Below are 22,875 nucleotides of genomic sequence, written 5' to 3' on the forward strand. Positions count from 1 at the left end.
AATGTTATCTTTTGATGTACTTGATGATTTACGAGAAGAACTGAAAGTTCTTAACGATTTTATAGAGCAGAAAGATACAAGAGAAGTCATCGAAAAAGCTATTTATATGATGACTGATTCAATTAAGACCAATGGAAAGATCATATCTGCCGGTAATGGTGGCAGCATGTGTGATGCAATGCATTTTGCTGAGGAATTAACCGGAAGATACCGTAATGATCGCCCTTCCTATCCTGCAATTGCAATCTGCGATCCAAGTCATATCTCATGTGTAGGTAATGATTATGGCTATGATTATATCTTCTCAAGATTCCTTGAAGGAATGGGCTTTAAGGGGGATGTGTTCCTTGGTATCTCAACCTCTGGAAATTCAAAGAATATTATTGAGGCCTGCAGAGTTTGCAAAGAAAAGGGGATTAAATCAGTTGTTCTTCTGGGTAAAGACGGCGGAAAGCTGAAAGATCTATGTGATCTTCCAATTATCGTACCTCATTTTGGTTATGCAGACAGAATTCAGGAAGTTCATACCATGATTATTCATATTATGATCCGTGGTATTGAGGAGCTCCTCTCCAAGTAATAAAAAATACCGTTATTTGTTTGAATAACGGTATTCTGTTCATCTCAATTTCTTGTAAAACTATCTATTCTGATTTACTCAATTTTCTGATTTTCATAATCATCTGTTTCTGCTTTATTGGCCTGCAGATAATACAGCTGGGTCTCAAGCTTCTTCATCGCAGCTTCCTTAGTACAGTTTCGGTTGCCTGGTTTAGAGTCAACCATTAAATTCTCCATCTGAGTAAAATCATAGGATATTGGTCTTTCTACTGTACTGATGTCACAGGCATGCGTCTTCTCGTATGAAACAGCAACACTGCTGTTGAAGGCAAATGGGAAATTACATTTTTCATTTGAAAGCAGATCACAGCCAAAAGAGTGGAACTCATGATCTGACAGAGCATGAGATGCTATAGTAGTGATTATATCCTTCTGTGAGCCCAGACGTTCCTTATCATAATGAACATTAGTGTTCTGAATATACTTCTGAGGCATGTACAGATAGAATGGAACCTCGTGACCAAAAACAAGCTCGGTTGGATGGTCTGTATAGCCGATTCCTCTCATATTGTGGTCACCGGTTGCTGCAATAAAGGTATTATCCTTTAATTTTTCATCTGCTTTAACCATATCGATGAATCTGCCTAGCTGATCATTGCCATATCTGAAAGTTGCAAATATGGTTTCCGTATCTTCATAAGGGAATCTGTCCAGAATTTCTTTTGGAAGTGATACCTTCTGAATCTCAACATCAGATGGTAATCTGAATGGTGGATGATTGGTAATTGAAAGGGTCATGATAAAGCGAGGTTTATCTGACTTTTCAGACAGGATCTTAAATGTTTCCTTAAAAAGATATTCATCATCAATGCCCCAGGCACCAGAGGTAGCATTTGGGAAATCTCTCAGGACCTGAGTTCTTTCGATTACTCTGCTGAAATTAAGCTGTCTCAGGAAATTATCATAGTTTCTCCAAGATGCTGTTGAAGCTGTGATGAATATGGTTTCATATCCTGCATCATTAAACAGCTTTGCAATATTGCAGATGTAATCCTTTCCTGAATAGATTGAAGTTGATAGGTTCAGATCAGGAGAAGAAACCAGCATTCTGGTCATACTGTCTGAGGTACCATCACCTTCAGAGACAAAATTACGGAAAACAAAATCGCTCTTGAAATGTTTACGTAGTTCCCCCATTAGATCTCTTTCTTTCTCATCATCGAAAGTCATCATGTGGGTACTCATACTTTCCATGACATTGAAAACAATGTCTGGACGATTCTGCTCTAGGAAATCATTCTGAGCGGTATGTTTCTTTAATGGTTTAAACAAGGCTGAAACAGTATCTCCTTCAATTTCAATCCCTAATTCCTGATAGGTTTTAAGGATTTCTGAAGGGCTGACTGTAGGGACTTTTGTTGAGATTTTCTCCCATTTATATGCCCAGTAAAAGGCAAGAGGACCATTTGGCAGACAATAATTGATACCTGGTTTATCGGTTACCTGCGCATTCAGCTGTCTTAAAGGGAAGGTTCCAAATGAACCGCGGATGAATCCAAAAAATACCAGAGTAAGAACAATAATGCCGAAAACGGTCTTTCTTCTATTGTCAGGAACGTAAACCTTACCTTCAAGCTTTTTAAAGATAGCTGTTGCGACATACTTGTAAATAAAAAATGCCAGCAGAAGTCCAATTGCTCCAATACCCACAGGGTAATCATTGATTACTGTTTTGATAACAGCAAGAGGATCTTCTTTTGATATTGCAAAGATAAAGGTATCTATGGATTTATCATAGGTCTTGAAGTAAAAGTAGTTAACAATACTGAATATAAGTGCAATATAGAATATCAGCGTGTTGTAGTACTTAATAAATCCTTTGAAAAATAGAAAGGTTTTGTTAATAAAGGTTATAAATGCAATCAGTAAAGGAAGTGCGTAGGCAATAGTGGTAACTTTCAGATCAAATCTTAAGGATAATAGCCAGAAATTGAATTGTTCATCTAAGGAAAGCTGAAAATACTGATCTTTTACAAAACTGAATACCAGAATAAATCTGGCAGCTAGTAAGACTGCTAGGCATATAAGCATACCGCCAAATATTCTGGATAGGAAAAATCGCATATTTTCCTGTGCGCGATTACAAACTATCTGTGAAAAAAACATAATTTTCCTTCAACTTTTTTCTTTTGTATTCTCCATTAAACGCAAAATTATACACTGAAAGTATATTTTTTTGCTTATAAAAAATATTTTGCTTAAAAATCAATGAGAACTAAAATTAGGAACAATATAAACAGGGAAAATATTGGTCATTTTTTTTGTTTTGAGAACTATTCATAGAAGAAAATAAAAACTGATTTTAAAAAATGGTTTAATATTGTGTAATTATGATTGAATTTTTTGTTGGCTGTTTTTAGGTAAAATTCAGCTGTAGCAGGAATTGTTTCTCCTGTCTTCAATCAAATAATAAATATAATAATAAGGTTAATATTCTCTAGATATTCTATATCTGGATGATAATGAGAAGAGCAAATGCCTCAACTGAAGAAAGAATTAAAAGAAAACACCAAGCATGGTTCCAATGTCTTTCCTCTTGCAAGTTATTTCTGCAGAGGAAAGAAATTCAATATAAACATAGGAATGCACTGGCATCCTGAGGTTGAAATCAACCGTTTTGAAAAAGGAACCTTTATCTTTAATTATGCTATGAAAGAGTACAAGATTGAGGGCCCATGCATTGCGATTTCACCTGGTAATGTCCTTCATAATCTTGTTATTAAAAGAGGCTCCGATCAGTCTTCTCTGGTTTTTAATCCTTCAATTGTTGAATTTAATTATTTTGATGAAGTCGAAGCTCAACTTCTTAAGTTCCTTACCGAAGGTGGTAAACAGATGCCTCCCCTGATAACTAAGGATATGGAATGTTTTGAGCGCGCTGATCGCCTTTTAAGATTTATCATTGATAATGCATCTTCTCAGAGTGGATCAATGCGCTTGAGAATCAAAGCCCACCTGGTGGAATTATTGGCTATTATGTATGAAAATGGTCTATTTTTGACTGATTCTCTATCAAAAACTGAGGATTTTGAGCATAAACAGCAAAAAATTAAAGACTTATTAACTTTTATTAATGATCATTATTCAGAAAAAATTTCCATGAATGATGCTGCCAATTATTTAAAAGTATCAAGACAGTATTTCTGCCGTTATTTTAAAAAGAGTACAGGTATGAGTTTTGTGGATTTTATAAATGATTTGAGATTGAGAAGAGCTTGTCAGGAAATTGTGCTGACCTCAAAATCCATAACGGATATAGCTCTTGATCATGGTTTTGATAATATCGGTTATTTCTTTAAGCTATTCAAAATTAAATTTGGACAGACTCCTCTTGCCTATAGAAAGTCAAAATCCTCTGGCAATTTTGGAAGACTTGGCGCTGACGATTATTCTATTTACTAGTTTTTTATCTTTTTTCTTTATTTTTGCTGCAAAATCTGATTTTTTTACCTATTTTGCAGCAAAAAGGTCTAATTTTCCTTATTTTTCTTTTGAACTCTCATCTGAACTGTTTAACTTCAGCTGTTCAGCGTTTCTGGAAAAAAGCCCCTGCTTAAGCTGATCAATGAATTCCTGCTGTTCTAGAGTTTTAACATGAACATCCATCTGATTGAACGGAATTTCAATTCCAGCGTTGGCAAAGGAATTTAAGGTTTCCTGTGAAAGATAATCAATAGCAAGTTTTCTGTCACCGATCTTGGTTACATAGATATCACAGGCTAAGGTAACCTCACTTGAAGCCAATGCCTTAACGTAGATGAGAGATGCCTGATCTTTTGCAATATAACGGCATCTGTTAATAATATTTCTAAGAATTCCTTTAGCTTTCTCAATGTTTGTTCCGTAGGCAACACCGACGTTAAACTCCATTTTTGTAATAGAGCTTGTTAATGACCAGTTGGTAAGGGCCGAAGTGATGAATTCTCGGTTTGGAATCATTACTTCCTTGTTTTCAAAGGACATTACAGTTGTTGAACGTATACGAATCTTGCTTACGGTTCCTGAGAGTCCGTTTAGGGTGATGATATCGCCTACACGAAGCTGTCTTTCAAACAGAAGAATAATACCAGAGACGAAATTTGCAAATATTTCCTGAAGACCAAAACCTAGACCAACAGAAAGAGCTGCAACCAACCACTGTAGATTTTCCCATTTAATGCCAAGGGCTCCTGCAGCAGATATAAGTCCCAGTCCAATAATAATATATGATGAAATTACTTTTACGGAATAACTGGTACTCTTAAATCTTTCGTCCTTTCTTATAAGAATAATTTTTTCAAACAGAACCGGCAGGGTTTTGTTTAGGAAGCTGGTTATTAAAATCAGGAATATAGCAAACAGGATGTTGGCTATTGATAAGTAATCTGTTACAACATGGGCTCCGTTTATAATTTCAGTCTTGCTCCAGATATGAACAGTATCCAGATAACGAAGTACAGAAGACAGGTCACTCCACTGTATGTACAGAAGAATTGCGGTTACGACGATTAGAATTATTCTGGCAATTTTATAGATACGGGCACATAGAGCAGGAGCATTCAGATTCAAAACTGATACAAGACTTATTATCATGTTGCCCTTGTGATCAGAGCTGTCTGAATACACGTTATTTCCATAGATTTTCTCGTAAATCTTTACTGTAAGGACATATATCATTCGATGAACAGTCTGACTTACAAGGAAATATGCCAATACAATATAGAAGGTATAGGCGATTCTGTTGGTCAGTTTTACAACGGTATACAGGTATCCTGAAGAAACGGAAACAGCTGCAATCGACGTAATCAGAATACCGATTAAACAGGAAGCTATGTAACCTGCTGAGGTGTAATTTAGATCTCTCAGATTGTTTATCAGTAGTCTAAATGAAATGATAAACAGACCGATACAGGAGAGCAGAACTACAGAAAATGAAGTTAAATCAGAATAAATAGTTACAGCGTCGGTTTCTGCAACATTTGCAAAGATCAGTAGTGGAAGAGCAAAGGTCCAGACTCCGCTCAGAATATTTCTGTAATGGGCAAGTTTGTAAGGCTCAACACTGAAATGTCTCTGCACCAGTGCATTTGGCTTTAGGATCTGCATGAAAAATACAAAGACGAAAATGTGCATGAGCATCGCTGTAATAACAGAACGCTGCGAATGAGTCTCTCCTAAGGCCACACAGATAATGATGGTTCCCAGACAAATCATCCAGACCATTCCTGGAATCATAAGAATCATGTTATTAAATAGAGCAAGTGGAGTCAGAAATACAGAGTCTGTTGCGCTGTCCAACCTTCTTGCAAGTCTGTTGTTGTTATCTTTTATCTTTCTTATGAATATCAGAACGATTCCACATATCAGCAAATAAGGCAGTAAAAGCGTGGTCAAGGTTTTAGTAGTATCAGAAAGAAATGCTTTTGAAGACAGCTTCTGTTTTAAAGATTCCCATTCGTAGTTTGCTGTAGGCAGGAACAGCTTCAAAAATTCGTTGCCAACTGGCTGATTGGATTTTACCCAGAACAGCTGTTCTCCGATATCGGCACTGATTTTGTCGTAAATCTTCTTGTAACTGGCGTAATTGACTTTGATTTCGATATTTTCGTTCAGAGAATCTGCAATAACCTGATAAATCTCACTGACAGTAGCCTTTCTCTGCCCATAAATGGAGATAACATCTTCACGGTATGGCTCAAGTTCTGGATATTTTTTGATCGCTTCCTCAACTTCCTCAAAAACACCGTTGATCTGGTTCAGTCTTTCCCTGATTTCGTAAAGATATATATTGATATTGGCGATTTTCTCATCAACATCATATTTGATTTTGACTTTTGGAAGAGAGGTCAGTTGCTTATTTAACAGTCTTGAAAGAATCAGACTCTTATTTAATTCCTTTATCTGACTGTCAAGATTCTTTTCAATCTGAGTAACCTTCAGATTTGCATCACGTACTTCCTTATTGGTTTCCTTATATTCAGAATACATTTCCTTTGCCTGAGACAGATAGTTTTTGACTTCATTTGTCTCCTTGATAATCTTTTTTAACAAAGGATTATTCTTAACAGTTTCATTATCAAGTTTTGATTCTTTATTATCCGCACTGGAATCAAGAACCTTTAATCTGTCGGATAATTTTTTGATCTCTGCATTCAGTCGGTTGTATTTTAAGGTTGAATATTCAAGCTCCAGGGTAGATATATCTTGCAGAATAGAAATATTAGACAGCTGAGTCTTATACAGATTATTCTCAAGAGTGGTCTCGTAAATAATAGTTGCATATGCTCGGTTAAGCATATTCTCTGTATCAGGATTATTGTCAATCTCTGCTATTAGTGATTTTGTCTGTTCGTTATTAAAGGTTACGGTACTCTGTGATTTTTCAGGGAGAGTCTGTACATCATTATGATACTGTGTTGCTCTTTCCAGAAGAATGTTTTCCTGTAATAAGGCTTCGGTATCTGCCTTTAGTTTATCTGAAACTTCCTGATATGATAGAGATTCCAGTTCTGAATCGGTTATAACTGTTTTCTTCTTTTCTTCGTGAATCTTTCTTGAATAGTCAACAATTCTTTTTTTTGCTGTAGAAAACAGTTTGTTCAAACCCGAGAGTTTTTCTTTTGTATCTGATATTTCTTCGTTTTTTTCTATAGCTTTTGTATAGGTGGCGATAAGCTTTTCTTTGTCTTTTTCAGAAAGTGTTGAATTGTCCTTTGTACTACTAATCGCTGCAGTCAGTTCCTTGGTTGAAGGTAGTTTTATCTGACCAAATCTTGTTGAAAGAGAATTGTTTTGAGATTCAGCATGAGGCTGGGCAATGGCTGTTGAAATGCTGAATAAGACAATGATTATTAGCGATAGAATTTTTTTCATACTAAGAGAGATCCGAGTACTGGTTTAATAACAAATCAGCTGTTATTTATTTGTGATGTGCTGTATTTGTTTTCTGTATACATTAAATTCCTGCAAATTATACCATTCATCACATTGCTAAAACATAGCAATTACCTGTTTGGAGCGTAATTATCTTAAGTGTTTTTTTGTTAATATGAATCAGAAAGTTGAGTGAGCTTTTTTTGAGGAGGAGTGGAAGAAATGAGTAACAATAGTCGACCAGGAAAAATCCTGGTCGAAAAAATAATTAAACTTAAGGATTCAGTATAGTTGGACCTGAATGTTCTTCCTGATTAGGATAGTCTACATTGTAATGTAGGCCGCGAGATTCTTTTCTCATCATTGCTGATTTTACGATGATTTCAGCAACATCCAGAAGATTTCGAAGTTCCAGAAGATTTCTTGTTACTCTGAAGTTTGAGTAATACTCATGAACTTCCTTTTTCAGAAGTTCAATTCTGTGCATTGCTCTTTCAAGTCTCTTGTTGGTTCTGACAATACCAACATAATCCCACATTGTAAGTCTGAGCTCATGCCAGTTATGGGTGATGATAACCTCCTCATCTGAGTTTGTTACCTGACTTTCATCCCAGTCTGGGATAGGTGATAACTCTGCATCGGTCAGATGTTTCAGAATATGTGTTGCAGCTGCTTTGCCGTAGACTACACACTCTAAAAGGGAGTTTGATGCAAGTCTGTTAGCTCCATGTAATCCGGTGTATGCGCATTCACCTACTGCATACAGATTCTCTATATCGGTTCTTGCATTGTTATCAACCATGATTCCGCCGCAGGTAAAGTGTGCAGCTGGAACAATAGGAATTGGTCGTTTGGTAATATCAATTCCTACTTTTAAGCAGCGCTCATAAATTGTTGGAAAATGTTTTTTTACAAACTCTGGTTCTTTAAAAGAGATATCCAGGTACATACAGTCTGCACCTAGTTTTTTCATTTCATGATCGATAGCTCTTGCCACAATATCTCTTGGGGCAAGCTCTAATCTTTCATCATAATCCTGCATGAATCTGGTGCCATCCGGTCTTTTCAGTTGGGCGCCTTCTCCGCGTAAAGCTTCTGTTAGCAGGAAGTTTCTGTCTGCATCACAGAACAGAGTGGTTGGATGGAACTGATTAAACTCCATGTTTGCTACGCGGCAGCCTGCTCTGTAGGCCATTGCGATTCCATCTCCTGAGGATACTTCTGGATTACAGGTGTACTGATAAACCTTTGAAGCACCGCCGGTACACAGGGCAATGAATTTTGCACTTATTGTCTCGACGTGAGAGGTTTCATTATTTAATACATAGGCACCTATAACTCTGTTTCCGGCTAGGCCAAGTTTTCTTGTGGTTACAAGATCAATTGCGTTGTGATTCTCAAGAAGGGTGATGTTTGGGTGTTTTCTTGCAAGATCAGTCAGAGTTTCCTGAATTGATTTACCAGTATGATCCTCTGCATGGAAAATTCTTCTGTGTGAATGACCGCCTTCTCGATGCAGATGGTAAGGAGACTGTTCGTCGGAGGCTTTTTCTTCTTTCAGGTCGAATGGAACGCCTGAATCAATAAGCCACTGAATTGCATCATGGGCATTTTTAGCCACAAATTCAACTGTTTTCTCGTCACAAAGGAATCCACCGGCAATGCATGTATCCTTTATATGTGCGGCAATACTGTCGTCATCATCCTTTATGTTATAGACTCCGGCAATTCCACCCTGAGCATAATTTGTTGATCCAGCACAAGCTGTTTCTTTTGAGAGAACAATTACCTTGGTCTTTTCTGCAAGACCTAATGCAAGGGTTAGTCCCGCTGCACCACTGCCGATAATAAGGCAGTCTGTTGTATAGTTCATGTTAATTATCCTAAGGCGCTTAAGCGTCGATGATGAATGAATGTTTGATTTAGCTTAAAGATTCTACAACGAGTGATCGTATTTTTGTACTTTACACATATTGTTAGTCTTCTATGCACCATATAAATACATAGATGTTTGTCATAAAGTTTCAGTTTTAAAGGTGCTTACTTGCTTTAGCTGACATAGAATGTCAAAATTACTTAATTAGATGAATAGTCGTTAATTTTTTTGTGATAAATATCATAGTTTGATAATCCGTTAAAAAATTTTTGAACTTTAAAAAAAACTCTTGGTCAAAAAAGGTAAAGGTAAAACATGGCATCCGATGAAAATCTGCAAAAAGCCTCCAGCGATGAGGCTATTGTTAAGCGGGTGCAGCAGGGAGATGTTAGTGCCTACAACATTCTGGTAATAAAATACCAGCACAAGGTTGCCCAGATTATTTCCAAGTTTGTAGGAAATTCGGCAGATGTGAATGATGTTGCACAGGAAGCCTTTATAAAGGCCTACAAGGCAATTAACAATTTCCGTGGCGAAAGTTCGTTTTACACCTGGCTATATCGAATTGTAGTGAACGCTGCGAAGACTTATCTGGAGTCCAACAGCAAACGAAAGAATCATATAGATGTTGACTCAGAAGAATTTCAGTCAATTGATTCTCAAGGTGTTCTTACAAGCAGAGAGTCGCCAGATAAAATAATAGAATCGCAAGAATTACAGCAGGTGATATTAAGTGCGATGAATGAACTTCCTGAGGAGCTTAGACAGGCAATTATGCTAAGGGAAGTTGAAGGCATGTCCTACGAGGATATGGCAGATTTGCTGCAGATCCCGCTAGGAACAGTAAGATCTAGAATCTTTAGAGCCAGACAGTTCATCGAGGAAAAGATGTCTAAATTTGCTGGAAAGTAACGATTTACTTTAGGAGTAACTATGATGAATTTTCAGAATGTTGACAAAGAAGAGCTGAAGTCTGCTTTGTATGACGGAGAGAATTTACCAGAAGGAAAACTAGAACTTTCTGAGAATGATATTGAGCATCTTCAGAACTGGTCTCTGATAGGTGCAACACTCAGAAATGAGATGACTGGCAACACTCTGAAGTCAGATTTTGCATCATCTGTAATGAATCGAATCAAGGATGAGAAGATTACTCCTGACCTTGTTGATCAGACTGAAATTGAGACTGTTTCCTATCATTCATTCAGGAATGTATTTAAGAAGGTTTCATTCGGTATTGCTCAGATGGCAATTGCTGCCTCTGTTGCAGCAGTTACCATTATCGGCTATCAGACTTATAACGCCGAGGGTACAGTTTCAAATGAGGTTTCTGCCGCATCAACCATTGGTGCAATCGGCACAGCAAATCTTGCAAGCTATCAGACCAACCGTAAAAGCTCAAATGAGATTAAGCTGAATCAGGATAAGTCTGACAAGGATAGTGCTTCAGCTAATAATATTGAGCTTAAGAAACAACAAAAACTTGAAGTTGACCGTATAAATAATTACATTAGAGGTTATGTACTGGACACAGCTTCAAATAATTAGTTTTATATGAAAAGATTTATTCAAATAACCGCAGGAGCTTTATGTACTGCGGTTTTTTTATTTATGCCCCCCGCCAATGCAACTGAAGGCGAGCAGTGTGAGCTTGATTTTAATTCCTTAAAGAATACCTATGTAAACTCCAACATAGAGGCAACTGTAATTCAGTCAGCTCAGTCTGAAATGGAGCCTTTATCTCTGATTCATCTGAATAAGAACGGTATTCCTTATACAACCTGGAAATCTCTGAACAATGAGGTTTCTGGATATTCCATCAGAAAAAACAAAGGATTTGACTACAATCAGAATCGTGGTTTTGTTGGACCTTTAATCTGGCATCAGACTTTAATCTGGGACAAGATTTTCTCCAATGATTCCAATCTCAGGGGCTATGACTGCAGTATTCTTGGCAGAACCCGCCTTGCAGGCAGAAAGGTAACTGTTTTAAGACTTTCTCCTGTGGATGAAATTCGATACGGTTTTATTGTCTCCAAAGATGCGGATACCAATCTTCCTGTGGAACTTGCTGTGATTGCTCCTAATCAGGCAGTTGTTGCAAAGTTTACTGTTACGGCTGTCCATTCTACAGCCGCTATTAATCTGTCTTTTCCTGATGAAACATTTGATAGAATCGAGAAAATGTCTACTGCAGAGGAAAACGATTTCCCTGTGGTCTGGTCTGAACTTGTAATTCCTGCTAACTTTTCCATTAAAAGACAGGGCGAAGAAGAATCATCTGAAGGTGATAAAATCTCATATCAGATTTTTTCTGACGGAATTGTTGAATTCAAGGTCTATAAAAACAGCAAGTCTTCTCTTAATATTGTTTCTGCAACAGATGGAACTCTTTCTGTTATGAGAAAAAACAGTAAATATAATGAGTATGCTGTGGTGGGAGAAATACCTTTAGATCTGTGCTCTCTGATTCTTTCCAAAATCTCAGATTCCAAATAAAACTACAATTTTGTGATTCTGTGCAAAAATGATAAAATGAGCGATTCATAAATCGTGCATATGACGTTTGGACGTATTCTTTTTTAACTAATATATGGATTAACAAATCTAGATTACGTCTGAATTAAAGAATTCAAATGGAATGAGTATGGCAGAAGTTTTTGATCGTAGCCTTGTAAGAAATTTTTCAGTTATTGCCCACATTGATCATGGTAAATCAACTTTATCAGACAGATTTATTCAGATGTGCGGTGGTCTTACTGACAGAGAAATGACCTCTCAGGTCCTGGACAATATGGACATTGAGCGCGAACGCGGTATTACCATTAAGGCTCAGGCAGTTACTCTGAAGTACAAAGCTAAAGATGGAAAGACCTACGAACTTAACTTTATTGATACTCCTGGCCACGTAGACTTTTCTTACGAGGTTTCTCGTTCACTGTTTGCCTGTGAAGGTGCTCTTCTAGTTGTTGATGCCAGTCAGGGGGTTGAGGCTCAGACTCTTGCCAACTGTTATCAGGCTGTTAATCTCGATCTTGAGGTTATTCCTGTTTTAAATAAGATTGATCTTCCATCAGCTGATCCTCAGAGAGCAATTGATGAGATTGAAGATCTGATTGGCATTGAAGCTCAGGATGCCTGTACTTGTTCAGCTAAGACTGGTGTTGGTGTTCAGGATGTTTTAGAAAGAATTGTAACTCAGATCCCTGCACCAGCTGGAGATCCGGATGCTCCACTACAGGCTCTTATTATTGACTCTTACTTTGATGACTATCTTGGTGTTATTGCTCTGGTTCGTGTTAAGAACGGTACTCTGCGCAGAGGCGACAAGATCAAGGTGATGTCTCAGGGCGTTGCCTGGGAAGTTGAAGGTTTAGGTATTTCAACTCCAAAGCGCGAAAAGGTTGAGGTTTTAAACTGCGGTGAAGTTGGATGGGTTGTATGTGATATTAAGTCTGTTCATGCTGCTCCTGTAGGTGATACCATTACCCACGTTAAGAACAGTGCAGTTGAACCACTTCCTGGATTTATGAAGGTTAAACCTCAGGTATATGCGGGTATGTTCCCTGTGGATACTGAGGATTATGATGCATTCAGAGATGCTTTGGATAAACTGTCCCTAAACGATGCTTCTCTGTTTTTTGAACCTGAGAATTCAAAGGCTTTGGGCTTTGGTTTCAGATGTGGCTTCCTTGGTATGCTGCACATGGAGATCATTCAGGAACGTTTAGAGCGTGAGTACAATCTGAATCTTATTACAACAGCTCCAACTGTTGTATACGAAATTCTGCAGACTGACGGAGAGATAATCCATATTGATTCTCCTGCTTCTCTGCCTCCTATTTCCAATATTGCAGAAATCAGAGAGCCTATTGCTGAGTGCAGAATGCTGATGCCATCCGAATATGTCGGATCAATCATGAAAATCTGTCAGGAAAAGAGAGGTATCCAGACTGGTCTGGTTTATCATGGAGATCAGGTTGCTCTGACATACGAGATTCCTATGTCAGAAGTTGTTCTGGATTTCTTTGATCGTCTGAAATCTGCCTCAAGAGGTTATGCTTCGCTAGACTACGGTTTCAAGCGTTTCAACTGTGATGACCTTGTAAGAATGGATATTCTTATTGCAGGTGAAAGAGTTGATGCGCTGGCAATTATCCTTCATCGTTCCGTGGCTCAGTCTCGAGGAAGAGCTGTTGTGGAGAAGATGAAGGAAGTTATTCCTCGTCAGATGTTTGATATTGCAATTCAGGCTGCCATTGGTTCTCAGATTATTGCCCGCTGTACTGTAAAAGCTCTCAGAAAAGATGTGCTTGCAAAGTGTTATGGCGGTGATATTACCCGTAAGCGTAAGCTTCTGGAAAAACAGAAGGCCGGTAAGAAGAGAATGAAGCAGTTAGGAAGAGTAGAAGTTCCTCAGGATGCTTTCCTTGCTATTCTGAAGGTCGGTAAAGAATAGAACTGCAACTAATAAGTTTTAATATAAATTGTACTTGGAGGTCTCACTTTTTATCTTTAGTGAGAATTTTTAATGAACGTTATTTTTGAAAATCTGTTTTCATGGATTTTGTTTATATTAACTATTCTGACTGGTATTGCTTATTTTTACGATTATAAGATTACCAGACCAAAGCGTCTTGCAAGTGTTGCAAAAGCTAGGGAAGAGACTGCAGGTAAACTTGATTCAAAGGTTGAGAAAGAGCTGCTTGAGCCAAAGGATATTATTGGTCAGACCGGTTCTCTTTTTTTTGTGATTCTGTTTGTATTCGTGTTCAGATCGTTCATTATTGAGCCTTTCAGAATTCCTTCAGGGTCAATGCTGCCAACTCTTCAGGATGGTGATTTTATCGCTGTAAGCAAGTGGAGCTACGGCATCAGAAACCCTCTTACAAATTCAATTCTTATCAACACCTCTACACCTAAGAGAGGCGATGTAATCGTATTCAAGTATCCTGAGGATAAAAACGTAGACTTTATCAAGCGTGTAGTTGGTCTTCCTGGGGATATCGTTATCTATCAGAATAAGAATATCTATATCTTAAAGGCTGGCTCTGATAAGGATGCTATCCCAGAGCAGGTTTCAACTAAACTTTTAGAGACTCTTGAAGAGGAAATTTCCGGAATCGGTCTTGCTGACAAATACGAGGTTTACGAGGAAAAGCTTGGAGATATTACTCATAGAATGAGAGTTAATACCAATGCGCCAATGATGTCTCAGTATTTCTATAAGCAGGACAATACCCCTGTAGGTATGTGGAGAGTTCCTGAAAACTGCTATTTTGTTATGGGTGACAACCGTGATAACAGTAAGGACAGCCGTTTCTGGGGATTTGTTCCAATGGAGAATATAAAGGGTAAAACCTTAGGTATCTGGTTATCCTTTGATTTTAAACGTGATTCATCAAGCTCAATACCTGAATGGATCCCTTCTGCAGTTCGTTTTGACAGAATTGGTGGTTTGAAATAAAGAAAATGGCAGACAAACTGAATATTATTGAATTACAGAACCTAGAATTAAAGTTAGGATATTCTTTTCAAAATATTAAACTTCTGGATCAGGCTTTAACCCACAGAAGTTACGGTGCTGTGCATAACGAGAGACTTGAGTATCTTGGAGACTCCATTCTTGGAATGGTTATTGCCAAGGCTCTGTATGATAAGTTTCCGAAGTGTCCTGAGGGTGATTTAACCAGAATGAGATCAACTCTAGTCAGAGAAACCACTTTGGCTGAACTTGCCCGTGAATTTGGAATTGGAAACTGTTTAAGATTAGGTCCCGGTGAGCTTAAAACCGGAGGTTTCAGACGTGATTCTTTAATAGCTGACGCCGTTGAATCAATCATCGGTGCCATGTTCATTGACGACAATGAGAATTTCCCTAGAGTAAGACAGGTAGTTTTATCCTGGTTTAAGAGCCGTCTTGAAAATATTAAACCTGATGTAAACCAGAAAGATCATAAATCCACTTTACAGGAATTACTTCAGTCTCAGCACAAGTCATTACCAGTTTATAAGGTTGACGAAATTTTAGGTACAGACAATGATCAGATTTTTGTTGTTTCTGCTACTGTTGACGGAGTCCCTCCTCAGATTGGAAAAGGCTCATCTCGTAGAAGAGCAGAACAGCAGGCTGCCGGTCTGGTTTTGGAAATACTTGAAAAAAACAAGAAATAATTTCTTGAAGGAATTTTAATGACAGCTCATTTTGGCTTTGTTGCAATTATTGGACGTCCAAACGTTGGTAAATCAACTCTGATGAACCATCTGATCGGCCAGAAAATATCCATCACCTCCCGTAAACCTCAAACTACACGAAACAGAATTGTAGGTATTGAAACTGAGGGCGATTATCAGGTTGTTTATGTTGATACTCCTGGTCTTCACCGAGAAGAGAAAAGAGCAATCAATCACCTTATGAACAGAGCTGCTGAAAGTGCTCTGGGTGATGTTGAGCTTATCATTATGGTTGTCGATCCTAATCACTGGACTGATGACGATGAAATGGCCCTTCATCGAGTTAAAAATGCTGATGTGCCAGTGGTTCTTGCAATTAACAAGGTTGATACAGTTGCCGATAAAGAAAATCTGCTTCCTTTAATCGACAAGCTTTCAAAGATTATTTCCTTTAAGGATATTATTCCGGTTTCTGCTCTGCGCGGAACAAATCTGCATATTTTAAAACAGATCATTAAAGATTCCCTTCCTGAGGGTGATCATCTGTTCCCAGATGATTCAATTACCGATCGTTCTTCACGTTTCCTTGCAGCAGAAATTGTCCGTGAAAAACTGATGCGTCAGATGGGTGATGAACTTCCTTACAGTTCAACTGTAGAGGTCGAAGAATTCAAAGAAGACAATGGGCTTTTACGGATCAGTGCCGCAATCCTTGTTGAGCGCAACGGCCAGAAGAAAATGGTTGTAGGTGCAGGCGGTGACAGAATCAAAAAGATTGGCACTGAGGCAAGAAAGGACATGGAAAAACTGTTTGACAGCAAGGTTTTCCTGAAACTGTTCGTTAAGGTAAAAGCCGGCTGGTCAGATGATGCTCGTGCTTTAAAGAGTCTGGGATACGACGATTTCGAGGCATAATTATGCCTGTAGTCGCTGATTCTGAAGCTGGTTTTATAATTCACAGCAGACCTTTTAAAGAGAAGAGTCTGCTACTTGAACTTTATACACTAAACTACGGAAGAATCAGTGCAGTTGCAAGAGTGTCAAAGGCAAGTGCAACCCGTTCTTTGGGAGTCTATCAACCCTTTATTCCTTTGAAATTATATTTAAGACAGGGTAGAAGCTCTTTGTGGCAGCTGACTGAAGCCATTATTCAGCGTCAGAGCTTTAATATAGCTCCCCCAAAGATATTCAGTGCAATCTATCTGAATGAACTTTTATATTATCTGACAATTCCTCAGGATCCTGAACCTCATCTATTTGCTGCTTATCTGGATGCCCTAGAGCGTCTGGAGAAAGACGAGGATGAGTTTATGATACTGAGATATTTTGAAGAAATTCTTATTGAAAGTCTTGGTTATGCTCCTAATTATGAAACCATAAGCGGAGATAATTTCAAATCTGATTCCTTTTACATCTATCTTCCAAAAAACGGCTTCATTGAAAGTAGTGATGTAGAAAATTTGTTATTTTCAGGAAAAGATCTAATTTGTATAAAGAATAGAGATTTTTCTGAACGCAATACTAGAATTGCTCTAAAAAACTTATTCAAGGTTATAGTGGATTCCCTTTTAAATGGAAGGAAACTAAAAAGCAGAGCTCTGTATTCTCAATTTCTGATGGTGAAATAATGGTTACATTTTATAAACCTGTAAAAAAAGAAACTGTAAAGAAAGCTGTTAAGGTGGAATGCTCCGACCTTGATCTTCAGGGACGCGGAGTTGCCAGAGATGGCGATAATGTATATTTTGTACCTGGTTTAATGCCTGGAGATACAGCAAACGTTCTCTCCGAAAACTCAAAAGGAAAAATCCATCAGGGAAAGATTACTAAAATCATTAAGCCTTCTGAAAACAGAAGAGAAAAGGACTGTCCCTTAATTGGTCAGTGCGGTGGATGTCAGATGCAGCATGTTCCTGTGGAGCAGCTTATTGAGGCGAAAATTGCTGGTATAAGAAAACTATTCAAAAAGGCATTGAATTTCGATATCGGTGAGGCATCTTTTGTTCACAGTGCGGAAGAGCTTGGCTACAGACGTGCCTGCAGATTTGCTATTCGAGGCGATCACGGAAAGCTTTATTTAGGCTTTCGTGAGGAGAAATCTCATGATCTGGTCAAGATTAAGACCTGCAGAACTTTATCTGACCGAATGAATAATGCTATAGAACCTCTGAATAAAGCAATTAATTCTTTGAATCTAAAAAATAAATTAGGTCATGTTGAACTGTTGGATTCAGATGGAGCTTTAGGTGTTCTAGTTCGTTTCTCTGCAACTGTGGATGATCACGATGTTTCTGTACTGGAGCGCACAGGAAAAGCTTTAAATGCTGTGATTTCTATTGTTGAACCATACAGAAATCCTCTTGAGATTAAAAAGAAAGAGTCTCTAAGAGAAAGATTTATCTGCGGCAGCATTGATGATCTATACATCATCTCCCATGGTGTGAAGATTAAGTGTAATCCCTCTTCTTTTGTGCAGATCAACAAAAAGATTAACGATAAGCTGTTAGATACCGTTGTGAGGATGATTGAACCTAATAAGAATACCTCTGTAATGGATTTATTCTGTGGTCTTGGAAACTTTGCAATGCCTCTTGCAAAAGAAGGCGCCAATGTGGTTGGCGTAGATATCGTTGCAAAAATGATTGAGGATGCCAGAGCAAACGCTAAAGAGCAGAATCTTGAGAATGTTAAGTTTGAAGTAGCCGATCTTGAGGAATTGTTTGAAAACCAGAAGTGGGCTAAAGCCGATTATGATGCTGTGGTTCTTGATCCGGGCAGAGAAGGCGCTAAGAGAGCTACTTTATTTCTGGCAAAGAAAAAGGTGAAAAAAATTGTTTACATTTCATGTAACCCTCTGGCTGCATCACGTGATACTATTGAACTGATAAAGTCCGGATATAAAATTAAACAGTGGGGTGTCTGCGACATGTTCCCACGTACTACTCATGTTGAGATGGTTCTCGAATTTACTCTATAGTAAGGTTTTTATATGGTTGCAATCAGACAGACTCATAATGCAAGTTTTGATTTCGCTAAATGGGTGGAGGCTTTGGAGCTTACATCCGAATACAAAGATGCAATTTCAAAAACTAATGAGTTTGTTCTGCGCTGTATAAGAAAGACAGAAGTTGAAGAGGACTTCGTAAATCCTGACGATCTAGTTGCCAGGTTTAATCACATTTCATCAGAGATTGTTGGTATTCTGATGACCCTCAACATGGATCTTCCTTCCCTTGAGGTTTCTATTCTTTATCCTGCATATGAAAGTGGTTTCATAAAGCTTGATGATATCAGAGAAGAGTTTGGCTCAAAAATCACAGCTCTGTTACTTGCTGTAAAGGACATGGAGGCCATTCGTTCTCTACAGACTCTAACCAGCTCTAATGCTACCGAAGAACAGGTAGACAGAGTCCGCCGCATGCTGCTTGCAATGGTTAAGGATGTTAGAGCGGTTGTAATCAAGCTTGCAGAACGTATTGCCGTTATTCGTGCTGCCAAGGAGGAGACTCCAGAATCAAGATATCTGATTGCCAAAGAGGTCTCGAATGTATATGCGCCTCTAGCCAATCGACTGGGTATTGGTCAGTTAAAGTGGGAACTTGAGGATCTGGCATTCAGATTCCTTCATCCTGACACTTACAAGGAAATTGCTTCAGATTTAGGTGAGAGAAGAGTTGATAGAGAAAAGTACATTGAAAACTTTGTTTCATCTTTGTCTTCTCTGCTGAAAAAAGAAGGAATTGATGCTTCTGTTTACGGTAGACCAAAGCACATTTACAGTATCTGGAAAAAGATGCAGAACAAGCATCTTAAATTCTCCGAGCTTTATGATGTCAGAGCGGTTAGAGTTCTGGTCACAACCATAGAAGAATGCTACGCTGCTCTAGGCGTTATTCATTCTAACTTTGAGCATATAGCAAAAGAGTTTGATGATTACATTGCCAACCCAAAACCTAATGGCTATCAGTCAATTCATACTGTTGTATATGGTGAAGGTCACAAGGTTGTTGAAATCCAGATCAGAACACAGAATATGCATAATTCTGCTGAACTTGGTGTGGCTGCTCACTGGAAGTATAAGGAAGGAAATGGTCAGAGCCAGGGAGTTGAAGATCGTATCAACTGGCTGAGAAAACTTCTTTCATGGAGAGATGATCTGATTAAATCTGGAGCTTTAGAAGAAGAGTTTAAGAATCAGGTTTTTGAGGATCGTGTCTATATATTCACTCCTAATGGCGAGGTCATTGATCTTCCTACAGGAGCCACTCCTCTGGATTTTGCTTACCACGTCCACACTATGGTCGGCCATTGCTGTATCGGTGCCAAGGTAGACGGCAGGATTGTCCCTTATACCTATAAGCTTAAAACCGGTGAGCAGGTTGAAATCATTACGTCAAAAAATCCTAATCCTTCAAGAGACTGGATTAATTCAGAAAATGGCTTCCTGAAAACCGCCAAAGCCAGAAACAAGGTTCAGTCTTATTTCAGAAAACTTGATTTTGACAGAAATAAAGAACTAGGAGCTGCTCTAATCGAGAAGGAACTGGATAAACAGGGAATTGAGATAAGCAAGGAACAGATTAATTCTATTCTTAAGCTCAAGCTTTCAAGATTTAATCTAAAATCGGTAGATGATATCTTTGCAAATGTCGGTGCAGGTGATATTGGAGTTAATATCATCATTGGTATTATTTCTGCGAATCTTGAAAAGGATAAAGAAGATGTTGTTGATTCAAATGAACTTATTGAAGATCTGATCAACAAACGCCAGAATGATGAGATCCTCAAGAAAAATAAGACCAGAAGCGGCATTATTGTTGAGGGTGTTGGTGATATCATGACCCATATGGCCAAGTGCTGTCAGCCGATACCTGGAGATGAAATCGTTGGCTTTGTTACTCAGGGCAGAGGTATTTCTATTCACAGATGTGACTGTGAAAAATTCAGAAGAATGCAGGAGCTGTTCCCTGAACGAGTCGTGGATGCAACCTGGGGTGCCAATGTTCAGATAGGCAGTGGCTACACAGTTACCGTAAGAATCGTAAGCGAGGATTATTCAGGTTTCCTGCGTGATATTACAACTGTTATTGCCAATGAAAAGATGAATGTTCTGGGAATAAAATCACATGTTGACTCAGCAAAGAACGTCTGTCTGGTTGATGTAGATCTTCTTGTGGTAAGTATCCCTGTTCTCAACAGGACTCTGGCAAAACTAAATGATCTGTCCAGAGTTATTTCTGCACAGAGACTCTAACATACTGAAAAGTAAATACTTTATTAATCCTAAAGAAAATCAATAGGATAAAAAAAGATACTTTTGCAACGCTGATCACATTCGTCAAGAGTGTGATTGGTGTGGTATAATCTCCTGTTTGAAGTTAAACTAAATCGGAGTTTTTATGTCTTCTTCTCCTAAGATTATTTTCGTTACTGGCGGTGTTGTTTCTTCATTAGGTAAGGGCATTGCCGGTGCATCTCTTGCAGCTGTTCTCGAAGCTCGCGGATTAAAAGTTACCATCATGAAACTGGATCCATATATCAATGTTGATCCTGGTACTATGAGCCCAATTCAGCACGGTGAGGTGTTTGTTACTGAGGACGGTGCAGAAACCGATCTTGATCTTGGACATTACGAGCGTTTTATCAACGCAAGAATGTCAAAAAAGAATAATTTTACAACCGGTCGCATTTATTCAGATGTTATCAGAAAAGAGCGTCGCGGTGATTATTTAGGCGCAACTATTCAGGTTATTCCTCACATTACAAATGCAATTAAGGAGAAGATCCTTGCTGGCTGTGAGGGTAATGACATTACTCTTGTTGAAATCGGCGGAACCGTTGGTGATATCGAATCACTTCCTTTCTTAGAGGCAATCCGTCAGCTGGCCGTTGACATTGGCAGAGAAAATGCCTTATTCATGCATTTAACTCTTGTTCCTTATCTGCCAACTTCAGGCGAAGTTAAGACCAAGCCAACCCAGCATTCTGTTAAAGAATTATTATCAATCGGTATTCAGCCGGATGTTCTGGTATGCCGTTCTGAGAATGGCATTCCTGCTAACGAGCGTCACAAGATTGCAATGTTCTGTAACGTAAAGGAGAACGCTGTAATCAATATGAAGGACGTTGATTCCATCTATAAGATTCCTGCCTTATTAAAGAGCCAGGGCCTTGATCAGCTTGTTGTTGATCGTTTCCGTTTAGATGCTAAGGAAGCTGATCTTTCAGACTGGGAACAGGTTCTGTATCAGCAGGCTAACACCACCGGTGAAGTTACCATCGGTATGGTTGGTAAATATGTAGAATTACATGACGCTTACAAGTCTGTAAATGAGGCATTAAAGCACGGCGGACTTAAGAATCGTCTGCACGTAAACATCCGTTATATCGATTCAGAGGATGTTGAGGTAAAGGGCATTTCTGTTTTAGAAGGTCTGGATGCTATTCTTGTTCCTGGTGGCTTTGGTAAGCGTGGTGTTGAGGGCAAGATTCTGGCAGCAAAGTATGCTCGTGAGAACAATATTCCTTATTTAGGTATCTGTCTGGGTATGCAGGTTGCTCTAATTGAGTACGCAAGAAATGTTGCTGGTCTTAAGAATGCAAATTCAACAGAATTTGACCCTGACACCAAATATCCTGTAGTTGCTCTGATTACTGAGTGGAAGGATGAGTCAGGAAAGATTGAGAAGCGTACTGATAAATCTGATCTTGGCGGTACCATGAGACTTGGTGGTCAGCTATGCCATCTTCAGGCAGGTTCAAAGGTTCGTGATTTATACGGTTCTGATGATATTGTTGAGCGTCATCGTCACAGATACGAAGTTAACAATACATTAATCAAGAAGATCACTGATGCAGGCTTAAAGGTTGCAGGTCTTTCAACTGACAATAAACTGGTTGAGATCATCGAAAACCCAGAGCATCCTTGGTTTATTGGTGTTCAGTTCCATCCTGAATTCACTTCAAACCCAAGAAAAGGTCATCCTCTATTCTCTGGCTTCATTAAGGCTGCTAAAGAATACCAGGATAAGCAATAGAGTTTAGTTTTATGAAGATATTTGCAGTTATTCTTTTAGCTATTATTGCCTTCCTAGGATGGGAGACTTACAGTGGCCGAAATGGAATACTGCAATATCGTGAAACTGAACAGAAACTGAAGGCGGCTTCCTCCCAAACTGAACGCCTTCAGAGACGAAATCAGGCTCTAGAGGACGAAATTTCTGATTTAAAACAAGGAAATAGAGTCGTTGAAGAGCTTGCCCGCTCCGAATTAGGCATGGTAAAACAGGAAGAAACTTTTTACCGTGTTATCGAAAAAGAAGATAAGACTTCTCCTTCCAAATAGGATGCTT

17 protein-coding genes are annotated in these 22,875 nt (G+C 38.6%); 14 read left to right on the forward strand and 3 right to left on the reverse strand.

Going from position 1 to position 22,875, the window contains the following annotated elements; genetic code table 11:
• The first annotated feature begins 1 nt into the window (after position 1).
• The gene (gene lpcA / locus BM308_RS02645) at positions 2-580 is read left to right on the forward strand and encodes a D-sedoheptulose 7-phosphate isomerase (RefSeq protein WP_074942745.1); all 579 of its coding nucleotides are present in this window, start codon (positions 2-4) and stop codon (positions 578-580) included.
• A 74-nt stretch (positions 581-654) separates the two neighbouring features.
• On the opposite strand, the gene BM308_RS02650 is transcribed toward lpcA, so the two are convergent.
• Positions 655-2,685 (reverse strand): LTA synthase family protein, encoded by a 2,031-nt coding sequence (locus tag BM308_RS02650; RefSeq protein WP_177214401.1) that lies wholly within the window; start codon positions 2,683-2,685, stop codon positions 655-657.
• Between the two features lie 411 nt (positions 2,686-3,096).
• Between BM308_RS02650 and BM308_RS02655 the strand changes: the two genes are divergently transcribed.
• Positions 3,097-4,023 (forward strand): helix-turn-helix domain-containing protein, encoded by a 927-nt coding sequence (locus BM308_RS02655; RefSeq protein ID WP_074942747.1) that lies wholly within the window; start codon positions 3,097-3,099, stop codon positions 4,021-4,023.
• Between the two features lie 78 nt (positions 4,024-4,101).
• Here the strand turns inward: BM308_RS02655 and BM308_RS02660 are convergent, their stop codons facing one another.
• Together BM308_RS02660 and nadB are read right to left on the reverse strand one after the other, a co-directional pair.
• Positions 4,102-7,473, reverse strand: coding sequence for a mechanosensitive ion channel domain-containing protein (locus BM308_RS02660; RefSeq protein WP_074942748.1), 3,372 nt, complete (start codon positions 7,471-7,473; stop codon positions 4,102-4,104).
• Positions 7,474-7,747: 274 nt separating this feature from the next.
• On the reverse strand, positions 7,748-9,346 hold the full coding sequence (nadB, locus tag BM308_RS02665) for an L-aspartate oxidase (protein ID WP_074942749.1): 1,599 nt from the start codon (positions 9,344-9,346) through the stop codon (positions 7,748-7,750).
• 318 nt (positions 9,347-9,664) lie between these two features.
• Here nadB and rpoE point away from each other — a divergent pair, with 318 nt between their 5' ends.
• The 12 genes from rpoE to BM308_RS02725 all read left to right on the forward strand — a co-directional run bounded on the left by rpoE (position 9,665) and on the right by BM308_RS02725 (position 22,868).
• The gene (gene rpoE, locus BM308_RS02670) at positions 9,665-10,261 is read left to right on the forward strand and encodes an RNA polymerase sigma factor RpoE (RefSeq protein WP_074942750.1); all 597 of its coding nucleotides are present in this window, start codon (positions 9,665-9,667) and stop codon (positions 10,259-10,261) included.
• A 21-nt stretch (positions 10,262-10,282) separates the two neighbouring features.
• A complete protein-coding gene (locus tag BM308_RS02675; protein ID WP_074942751.1) occupies positions 10,283-10,897 on the forward strand; it encodes a sigma-E factor negative regulatory protein in 615 nt (204 codons plus the stop codon).
• A 63-nt stretch (positions 10,898-10,960) separates the two neighbouring features.
• On the forward strand, positions 10,961-11,848 hold the full coding sequence (locus tag BM308_RS02680) for a MucB/RseB C-terminal domain-containing protein (RefSeq protein ID WP_074942752.1): 888 nt from the start codon (positions 10,961-10,963) through the stop codon (positions 11,846-11,848).
• A gap of 148 nt (positions 11,849-11,996) precedes the next feature.
• Positions 11,997-13,808, forward strand: a complete 1,812-nt coding sequence (gene lepA, locus BM308_RS02685; RefSeq protein WP_074942753.1) for a translation elongation factor 4 — start codon at positions 11,997-11,999, stop codon at positions 13,806-13,808.
• Between the two features lie 108 nt (positions 13,809-13,916).
• Complete coding sequence (lepB, locus tag BM308_RS02690) at positions 13,917-14,816, forward strand: signal peptidase I (protein WP_306704912.1); 900 nt, start codon at positions 13,917-13,919, stop codon at positions 14,814-14,816.
• Positions 14,817-14,821: 5 nt separating this feature from the next.
• Positions 14,822-15,523 carry a ribonuclease III gene (rnc, locus tag BM308_RS02695; RefSeq protein WP_143098550.1) on the forward strand — a complete coding sequence of 234 codons (702 nt, stop codon included), beginning with the start codon at positions 14,822-14,824 and terminating at the stop codon, positions 15,521-15,523.
• 18 nt (positions 15,524-15,541) lie between these two features.
• Positions 15,542-16,438 (forward strand): GTPase Era, encoded by an 897-nt coding sequence (era, locus tag BM308_RS02700; RefSeq protein WP_074942755.1) that lies wholly within the window; start codon positions 15,542-15,544, stop codon positions 16,436-16,438.
• Between the two features lie 2 nt (positions 16,439-16,440).
• Positions 16,441-17,151, forward strand: coding sequence for a DNA repair protein RecO (recO, locus tag BM308_RS02705; protein ID WP_074942756.1), 711 nt, complete (start codon positions 16,441-16,443; stop codon positions 17,149-17,151).
• Positions 17,151-18,500, forward strand: coding sequence for a 23S rRNA (uracil(1939)-C(5))-methyltransferase RlmD (rlmD, locus tag BM308_RS02710; protein WP_074942757.1), 1,350 nt, complete (start codon positions 17,151-17,153; stop codon positions 18,498-18,500). Before recO ends, rlmD begins: the two co-directional genes overlap by 1 nt.
• 12 nt (positions 18,501-18,512) lie before the next feature.
• On the forward strand, positions 18,513-20,777 hold the full coding sequence (gene relA / locus BM308_RS02715; protein ID WP_074942758.1) for a GTP diphosphokinase: 2,265 nt from the start codon (positions 18,513-18,515) through the stop codon (positions 20,775-20,777).
• 145 nt (positions 20,778-20,922) lie between these two features.
• Positions 20,923-22,560: a CTP synthase gene (locus BM308_RS02720; protein WP_074942759.1), complete on the forward strand. Its 1,638-nt coding sequence runs from the start codon at positions 20,923-20,925 to the stop codon at positions 22,558-22,560.
• Positions 22,561-22,571: 11 nt separating this feature from the next.
• Positions 22,572-22,868: a septum formation initiator family protein gene (locus tag BM308_RS02725; RefSeq protein ID WP_074942760.1), complete on the forward strand. Its 297-nt coding sequence runs from the start codon at positions 22,572-22,574 to the stop codon at positions 22,866-22,868.
• Positions 22,869-22,875: the final 7 nt, after the last annotated feature.

The organism is Succinivibrio dextrinosolvens, assembly GCF_900116345.1.
In the GTDB taxonomy this organism is placed as follows: Bacteria; Pseudomonadota; Gammaproteobacteria; order Enterobacterales; family Succinivibrionaceae; genus Succinivibrio; species Succinivibrio dextrinosolvens_B.